We start from the raw sequence: 9,039 nt of genomic DNA on the forward strand, positions 1-9,039 counted from the left end.
GCCGCACTGGCCCGCAGCGTGGTGAGAAACGCGCCACTATCCGCCTCGCCATCCCAGCGCTTGAGCATCACCGCCGTCAGGGCGCCGGCATTGACCAGCATCGCCGAGCCTGGACTGGCCAGCGTTACCAGACCAGCGCCGGCGCGCAGGCCGGTGATCGCCGCCAGCCGCGCCGCGCCGGTCGAGGATGCGCCGCCGGAAAACACCACAAGACGCCCGCGTTGATGCTTGTGGGTGCCCGCGTTCGGCGCCGGCAATGCGCCCTGCCAGAGCGCCGGCTCATTGATACGGCCCAGCGGTGTGACAACCTCGCGCCAGCCCCCGGGGATCCCGATATCGGCCACCACCAGCTCGCCACACAGCGAAGCGGACGGCTCCAGGCAATGCGCCGGCTTGCGGGCGTGAAACGTCACCGTGAGATCGGCGCGCAGAGTTGTCCCGCCGGGGTCGGGCTGATCACCGCCAATCCCGCTGGGCAGATCAATCGCAATCACCGGAATCAAGCGTTCTGAGAGGATCGCGGCCAGCTGCGCCGCGACGCCCTCCAGCGGACGGCTCAGCCCGGCCCCAAACATCGCATCGACCACCAGGCCGGCATCACCCAGCGATGAAGCGGTCATTGCCTCGACCGGACCATCCCAGAGCGCCAGCGCTGCAGCCGCATCGCCCTTCAGACCGCCCGGCTCGCCGAGCAGCGCGATCCGGACCGGCCAGCCAGCCTGGCGCAATATCCGGCCACAAACGAACCCATCGCCGCCATTATTGCCCGGTCCGCACAGGATCAGGGCCGGACGGCGGGCCCACCGTTTCGTGATCGCCCGGGCGACCGCAAGGCCGGCGGCCTCCATCAATACCGGGCCGGGCACACCGACGCTGGCGGCGAAACCATCGCAGGCGCCACAATCGGCGGTCTTGAGCACGTCGAGAGGCATGATCGCTCCATTGTGCAGCACGGCTGCCCGTTCGTGTGGCAATTGTGAGCGCGAATACTAACCCGGATCATTTGCCTCTTGTAACGCACAAGCGCATCACTAGCGTCATCCTCAGGAATTCGGAGTCGGTCATGAAGAAAATCGAAGCCATCATCAAACCGTTCAAGCTTGATGACGTGAAGGAGGCATTGCAAGAGATTGGGGTGCAGGGCCTGACCGTCATTGAGGCCAAGGGATTTGGCCGCCAGAAAGGCCATACCGAACTGTATCGCGGGGCCGAATACGTCGTCGACTTCCTGCCCAAGATCAAGATCGAGCTGGTATTGCCCGCTGACCGGGTCGAAGCCGCGATCGAGGCGATCCAGAACGCCGCCCAGACCGGCCGCATCGGTGACGGCAAGATCTTCGTCAGCCCGGTCGAACATGTCATCCGCATCCGGACCGGGGAAACCGGCCTCGACGCGCTTTAATCCCTCCCCTGTCGCCGCCCAGCAAATTCGGAGCCTGGCCCATGTCCCACGAAATTATCAAGAAACTGCACGATGAAGACATCAAGTATGTCGACCTGCGCTTCACCGATCCGCGCGGCAAGTTGCAGCATGTCACCTTCGACCGCTCAGAAGTGAATGAGGACTTCTTCGAAGACGGCGTGATGTTTGACGGCTCCTCGATCGCCGGCTGGAAGGCAATCAACGAGTCCGACATGGTCCTCAAGCCCGATCCAAGCGGGATGTTCATGGATCCCTTCTACCAGCAGCCGACCATGATCCTGTTGTGCGATGTCCTCGAGCCGGGCACCGGCGAAGCCTATAATCGCGATCCGCGCACCACCGCCAAGAAAGCCGAATCCTTCCTCACCTCGACCGGTATCGGCGACACCGCCTATGTCGGCCCGGAAGCGGAATTCTTTATTTTCGACGATGTCCGCTACACGGCCGGCCAGGCTGAAACGAGCTATTCAATCGATAGCGAGGAAATGTCGCAAAACTCCGGCCGCCATTATGAAGGCGGCAATATGGGTCACCGCCCTGGCCCAAAAGGTGGCTATTTTCCGGTCAATCCGGTCGATACCTGCCAGGACATGCGCACAGAAATGCTCTCCGTCCTCGAAGAGCTCGGCCTGAAGCCGGAAAAACACCACCATGAAGTCGCCCCGGCCCAGCACGAACTCGGCATGAAGTTCGACACGCTGACCACCATGGCCGACCGCATGCAGATGTACAAATACACGGTCAAAATGGTCGCCCATGCCTATGGCAAGACCGCGACCTTCATGCCCAAGCCGATGTGGAACGATAACGGCACCGGCATGCATGTGCATCAGTCAATCTGGAAGAATGGCAATCCGGTCTTCGCCGGCGACCGCTATGCCGACCTTTCGGAGACCTGCCTGCATTATATCGGCGGCATCATCAAACATGCCCGCGCGATCAATGCTTTCGCCAATGCGTCGACGAATAGCTATAAGCGCCTTGTACCCGGTTATGAAGCTCCGGTCCTGCTGGCCTATTCGGCCCGCAACCGCTCGGCCTCGATCCGCATCCCCTGGGTCAGCTCGCCGAAGGCCAAGCGTCTTGAAACCCGCTTCCCCGATCCGGCGGGTAATCCCTATCTCACCTTCGCCTCTCTGCTGATGGCCGGCCTGGACGGGATCGAGAACCGCATCGATCCGGGTGATCCGATGGACAAGGACCTTTACGACCTGCCACCGCAGGAGCTGCAAGGTATCCCGACTGTCTGCCGCTCGCTGCGGGAAGCACTCGAATCTCTCGATGCCGACCGTGACTTTCTCAAGAAGGGCGGCGTCATGGATGACGACCAGATCGACGCCTATATCGATCTGAAGATGGAAGAAGTCCTGCGTCTGGAGATGCATCCGCATCCGGTCGAATTCGACATGTATTACTCCTGCTAGGCGGCAATCTGCCCCCCAGGATTGGCAATACAGCACGGCCGGGAGCAATCCCGGCCGTGTCTGTATGCGTTTAGGTCTCCAGAACGGTCGACGAGTCGTCTTGCATTCGCTACAAATCACGTCGAGTTTGCCGATCCGTTTTCGGCCATGATGATCAGGAGTCGGTATGCGTCGCCGTTTTATGTTTGCCAGCGCCCTTGTATCGCTGACCGTTGCTGCCCCTGCCGCCTTCGCGGATCGCGAAGTGACCACAGAGATCACCGACGCTCTCGCCACCTCGACTGCGGGTGATGGCGGGGTCGCCGACAATATCGTGATCACCAGCTCTGGCCGCGTCACGCGGACGACTGTCGCGACACCAGCCCTGACACTCGACAGCGATAATGACATTACCCAGGCTGGCAACATCACCGTGACCTCGGACGATGATGGCGGCGTTGGCGTTCATATCATCGGCGGCAATACCGGCGACTTCACCAGTAGCGGCCAGATCGTGGTGACCAGCGAAACCGTCCCGACCGACGAAGATAGCGATGGCGATATTGACGGGCCCGGCGCAGTCGGGGGCAACCGCATCGCGGTCCTCGTCGATGGTGCCGCCGTTTTCACCGGCGACATACTCTTCTCTGATACCAGCCAGATGATCGTGCGCGGCAATGATTCTGCCGGCATCCGCATCCTCACCGGCATTGACGGTTCGGTCGATTATAGCGGCCGCCTCACGCTTGCCGGTGATCGCTCAACGGCGATCGATATCCAGGACAATATTTCCGGTGATCTGAATATTGGTGGCGCGATTGCCGCCAATGGCGCTTCGGCAGCCGGTGTCTCGGTGCTCGGCGATATTGGCGGTGCCATGACACTGCGCGGCAATATCGCCACCACGGGTTATCGTTTCCAGTCGCGCCCGACCGAAACCTACCTGGAACAGCTGGAAGCCGACGACCTGTTGCAGGGCGGCAGCGCCGTCGTGCTCAGCGGCAATGTCAGCGGCGGCCTCTATGTCGGCGGACCAACGGCGGACACTACCTCAGAGACGACTTCGGTGCTGACCACGCGCGGCGACGCGCCGACCATGCACATTTTCGCAGGTGCCAGTGATATCGTGCTCGGCGAAGTCGTGATCCCGGCGATTGCCGACGATCCCGACACCGCTGATGTCGATGAGAGCCAGGCGGCCCAGCATCTCGGTTACAGCTTTGTCGTCCGCGGCCAGGTGATGGCGAGCGGCGATCTTGACGGCGTCGACGCAACATCCATCCGCGTCGAGGGCGGCGCAGGAACGACCGCGACCCTGACTGGCGGATTCCTCAATCAGGGCACGATCAGCGCCTTCGCCTATGGCGTACCCGGCGAAGAAGCGGTGGCAACAACGATGAGCGTCGGAGCAGGCGCCATCATTCCCCTCCTCACCAATCTGGGTGAAATGCGCGCGACAGCCGTCGGCACCGGCGCTACCGCTCGCGTCATCATGCTCGATGCCGACGCCTATCTCCCGTCGCTGGTCAATGAAGGCACGATTTTCGCAAACGCCGTTGAGGGCGCCAGCGGCGTGGCCGTCCAGGATCTCTCCGGCAGCCTGACCTCTGTGGTCAATTCCGGCGTCATTTCCGCTCTCTACGGCGCGCCGACCACGGCCGATGCCGTGGCCTACGAAACCGTCGCCCTCGACCTGTCCCACGCGACCACAGCAACCCTGGTGCGCCAATACCGCCGCGATGGCGTCGATGAAGATGTCAGCCTGGCGATCTATGGCGATGTCCTGTTCGGCAGCGGCGATGATGTGCTCCAGGTCGAAGCCGGTCAGGTGACCGGCAATATCAGCTTCGGCGATGGCGCCGACCAGCTCGTCATCACCGGCGGCAGTATTGTTTCCGGCGTACTGGACGATGCCGATAACAATCTGGAGATCAGTGTCGATGATGCCAGCCTGGTCCTCGGGGCCGCGACCGATTTGGGGATCAGCGATGCGCGGCTCGGCGACGGCGCCGTCCTGAGCTTCCAGATTGATCACACGCTCGACATTGCAGCCTTCGTCAATGCATCCGGCACGGTCACGTTTGAAGCGGGCTCACGCATCACATCCACCCTGACCAATCTGATTGGCGAAGGCGCGACCTATGTCGTGCTGACCGCCGACAGCCTGGTGATCGAGGAAGCCCTGGACGTGCTCCAGGACACCACAGCGCCTTATCTCTACGAGGCTGCGCTCAATTTCGATCCGAATGATTCCAATTCGCTCACGCTGACCCTGCAGCGCCGCTCCGCCGAGGAACTTGGCATGAATGCCAATCAGGCCGGCGCCTATGAGGCGACCTATTCGGTCTGGCAAAATGACGCCGAACTCGGTGCGGCCATCGCGTCGCTGACAACAGAACGCGATTTCTTCCAGGCCTATGATCAGCTTCTGCCGGAATATGCAGCCAGCGCGATCCAGTTTGCGCTTGCCACCAATGACAGCGCTGTGGGCGCCCTCTCCAACCGGCTCGATGCCGTGCGCCGCAGCCCCGACGATACCGGTGGACTGTGGGTGCAGGAATTCGGCTATTACGCTGACCGTGCCGGCACATCCTTCGGCCCGGGTTATCGCGGCCATGGTATCGGCCTGGCGGTCGGTTTCGACCAACCCTTCGGTCCCTTCTATGCCGCGGGCGTCAATTTCGTTGGTTCGGCCAGCGAAATTTCTGAAGTCGACGGGTTTGACGATCCCATGTCCGCCGTGTCGGGCCAGATCGGTGCCTATGCGGGCTCCCGCTTCGGTGAAACCACGCTGGATATCTATGGCGCGGTCGGGTTTGACAGTTTCGAGCATAATCGCCGCATCGTGATCGGCAGCTATTCGGCCTCGCCGACAGCCAGCTGGAGCGGTTACCACCTCGCCGCCTCGGCCCGTGTCGGGCGCGATTTCAGCGCCGGGAATTATTATCTCCGGCCCTCGGCATCGATCGATTACCTTGGTCTCTACGAAGGTTCCTACACGGAAACCGGCGGCGGTTCCGGCGTCGACCTGGTCGTTTCTGACCGCGAATCGAGCAGTTTCTCGGCCACAGCCCTGATGACACTCGGCGCGCGCTATGCCGGCAATGACAGCTGGTGGTCACCGCATATCCAGGCTGGTTTCCGCAATGAGTTCAGCGGCGGCGAAACCGAAACAGATGCCCATTTCGTCGATTATGACGAGACCTTCACCCTGCGCTCGCAACAAATCCCCGGAACCGGTTTCATCTTCGGATTCGGCATCGCGGCTGGCTCGGGCTATTCGGTCTTCTCGTTCGATTATGACGCCGATCTGCGCGAAGACTTCATTCGCCACACGGCCCGGCTCGTCATGCGGATGGTGTTCTAGGACTGCGATCCTCCGGCAAGACTCGATTAACCCTGACAGGCCAGACTGCGCGGCATGAAACCTGCCGCCCTCTTCGTTTGCCTGGCCCTTGCCAGCCTGTCTGCCTGCACGACGCCAACCCCGTCTCAGACAGCGGATGTGTGCCTGATCCTCGAGGATAATCGCGCCTGGTGGCGGGCGATCCAGCGTACCGAGCGTCGCTGGGGCGTGCCGCCCGGCGTGCAATTGGCCATCCTCAAGCGGGAATCCAGCTTCAACGCCCATGCCCGGCCAGCGCGCAATCGCCTGTTCGGGATTATCCCCGGGCGCCGCCCGTCCAGCGCTTATGGCTACGCCCAGGCACTCGACGGGACCTGGGACTGGTATCGCGAAGACACCGGCCGCGGCGGCGCCAATCGCAATAATTTCGGCGATGCTGTCGACTTCGTCGGCTGGTACGCGTCCAAGAGCCGGCAATTATCGGGCATCGCTTCCGACAATGCGCGCGACCTCTACCTGTCCTATCATGAGGGCCATGGCGGCTTTAATCGCGGCTCGTATCGCTCCAAGGGCTGGCTGGTGAATGTTGCCGCCGACGTCGCCCGCGACGCGCAGCGCTATCAAACACAGATCAATGGCTGTGAGCGGCGGCTTTCCCACCGTTTTTGGCTGTTTTGAATCTCCCCTAGTGGCGCCGACTCGGGCATGTTGACCCGATGTCATCACCAAGCTCGCAATCCGACCTGTTTTCCGCCTCGCCTGCGCCCATCCCTGATGCGACGCCGCCGGCAGGCTATTCCGCCGCCCAGATCGAGGTCCTCGAGGGCCTGGAAGCCGTGCGCCGACGTCCCGGCATGTATATCGGCGGCACAGACGAGCGCGCCTATCATCATCTGTTCGCTGAAATCCTCGACAATTCGATGGATGAAGCCGTCGCCGGCTGGGCCGACCGGATCGAGGTCTCGCTCGATGAGGACGGCTATATCACCGTCACCGATAATGGCCGCGGCATCCCGGTCGACCCGCACCCGAAATTCCCCGACAAGTCGGCGCTGGAAGTCGTGCTGACCATCCTGCATGCCGGCGGCAAATTCTCCGACAAGGCGTACAAGACCTCTGGCGGACTGCATGGCGTCGGCATCTCCGTCGTCAATGCGCTCTCCTCGGTGCTTGAAGTCGAAGTCGCCCGCGAAAAAGTGCTGTGGTCGCAAAATTATTCGCGCGGCCTGCCGCAGGGCCCGATCGTCCGCGTCGGCGCGACCGCCAATCGCCGTGGCACCCGGATCCGCTTCCTGCCCGATACCGAGATTTTCGGCGAGAAGATGAAAGTCAGCCCGGCGCGCGTCTATGCGATGACGCGCTCGAAGGCCTTCCTGCGCCGCGGCGTCAAGATCTTGTGGCGCTGCCCTCAATCCATGGTCGAGGGCACCGACATCCCGTCCGAGACCGTATTGTGCTTCCCCGGCGGCCTGGCCGATCGCCTCTCGGAGATGACAGGCAAATCCGCTCTGGTCACGACCGAAGCCTTCAGCGGCAAGGTCGAGCGCGCCGATGATGGCGGCGGCGTCGAATGGGCGATGGCCTGGTCGAGCAATGGTTTCGGCGGCGAAGCCGACGGATTTTGCCAGACGTTTTGCAACACCGTGCCAACGCCGCAGGGCGGCACGCATGAACAGGGTTTCCGCGCCGCGATCACCAAGGGTCTGCGCGCCTATGCCGATCACAGCCACGCCAAGAAAGCGGCCCTGATCACACCCGATGACGTGCTCGGCGGTGCCGGGTCGCTGGTCTCGGTCTTTATCGGCGAACCGGAATTCCAGGGCCAGACCAAGGAGCGCCTCGCCTCGCCCGAAGCCGCCAAACTGGTCGAGATGGCCGTGCGCGACCAGTTCGATCACTGGCTGGCGGGCTCTCCGAAAGAAGCCACCAAACTGGTCGAATGGGCGATCGAGCGCGCCGAGGACCGGCTGCGCCGCCGCAAGGAAAAGACCGTCAAGCGCCAGTCTGCCTCGCGCCGCCTGCGCCTGCCCGGCAAGCTCGCCGATTGCTCGCGCGCCGATGCCGATGGCACCGAGCTGTTTCTGGTCGAGGGCGATTCCGCCGGCGGCTCGGCCAAGCAGGCGCGCAATCGCAAGACACAAGCCATCCTGCCGCTGCGCGGCAAAATCATCAATGTCGTCTCCTCGGCCAGCGACAAGGTCGCGGCCAATCAGGAGATCAGCGATCTGCAACTGGCGCTCGGCTGCCAGACAGGCTCCAAATTCAAGCTCGAGGAATTGCGTTATCAGCGCATCGTCATCATGACCGATGCCGATGTCGACGGCGCCCATATTGCCGCCCTGCTGATCACTTTCTTCTTCACCGCCATGCCCGAGCTGATCCATGCCGGCCGCCTCTATCTGGCCCAGCCGCCGCTCTTCCGCCTGACCCAGGGCAGCCACACGCTCTATGCCCGCGATGAGATCCACCGTGACCAACTCCTGCGCGACGAGTTCAAGGGCTCGGCCAAGGTTGATATCGGCCGCTTCAAGGGCCTCGGCGAAATGACCCCGGCACAGCTGAAAACCACCACCATGGATCCCGGCGTGCGCACCCTGGCCCGTGTCACCATCCCCGAGGGCGGTCTGCCGACGGTCGAGGCGCTGGTGGAAACCCTGATGGGCAAGAAGCCGGAACTCCGCTTCGCCTATATCCAGGAACACGCCCCGGAAATCAGCACGCTGGATATCTAGCGGCCGCACCAAAATCTCCACGCGGCGTGCCGCTGGAGGTTTGAGTGGGCCTCCCGGATGGGAGGTGTGTGGGACGCCGGCGAATGCCGTTAAGCGCTATGGTTAGTGAGTGTGACATCCGTGACGTCCCACACG

The 9,039-nt window shown here is 62.4% G+C and carries 6 protein-coding genes; 5 read left to right on the forward strand and 1 reads right to left on the reverse strand.

What is annotated here, in order from left to right; genetic code table 11:
• The coding region (locus ACN0YJ_RS14330; protein ID WP_417496598.1) for an NAD(P)H-hydrate epimerase at positions 1 to 932 on the reverse strand (932 nt) is incomplete at its 3' end.
• Positions 933 to 1,063: 131 nt separating this feature from the next.
• Here ACN0YJ_RS14330 and ACN0YJ_RS14335 point away from each other — a divergent pair.
• The 5 genes from ACN0YJ_RS14335 to parE all read left to right on the forward strand — a co-directional run bounded on the left by ACN0YJ_RS14335 (position 1,064) and on the right by parE (position 8,904).
• Positions 1,064 to 1,402 carry a P-II family nitrogen regulator gene (locus tag ACN0YJ_RS14335; protein ID WP_091771882.1) on the forward strand — a complete coding sequence of 113 codons (339 nt, stop codon included), beginning with the start codon at positions 1,064 to 1,066 and terminating at the stop codon, positions 1,400 to 1,402.
• Positions 1,403 to 1,443: 41 nt separating this feature from the next.
• Complete coding sequence (gene glnA, locus ACN0YJ_RS14340) at positions 1,444 to 2,847, forward strand: type I glutamate--ammonia ligase (RefSeq protein ID WP_417475912.1); 1,404 nt, start codon at positions 1,444 to 1,446, stop codon at positions 2,845 to 2,847.
• Positions 2,848 to 3,013: 166 nt separating this feature from the next.
• Positions 3,014 to 6,193 (forward strand): autotransporter outer membrane beta-barrel domain-containing protein, encoded by a 3,180-nt coding sequence (locus tag ACN0YJ_RS14345; protein WP_417496599.1) that lies wholly within the window; start codon positions 3,014 to 3,016, stop codon positions 6,191 to 6,193.
• 54 nt (positions 6,194 to 6,247) lie between these two features.
• Positions 6,248 to 6,850: a hypothetical protein gene (locus tag ACN0YJ_RS14350; protein WP_417475908.1), complete on the forward strand. Its 603-nt coding sequence runs from the start codon at positions 6,248 to 6,250 to the stop codon at positions 6,848 to 6,850.
• Between the two features lie 38 nt (positions 6,851 to 6,888).
• Positions 6,889 to 8,904: a DNA topoisomerase IV subunit B gene (gene parE / locus ACN0YJ_RS14355; RefSeq protein WP_417496600.1), complete on the forward strand. Its 2,016-nt coding sequence runs from the start codon at positions 6,889 to 6,891 to the stop codon at positions 8,902 to 8,904.
• The last annotated feature ends 135 nt before the right edge of the window (positions 8,905 to 9,039 follow it).

This window comes from Maricaulis sp., from assembly GCF_048270095.1.
GTDB lineage: Bacteria > Pseudomonadota > Alphaproteobacteria > Caulobacterales > Maricaulaceae > Maricaulis.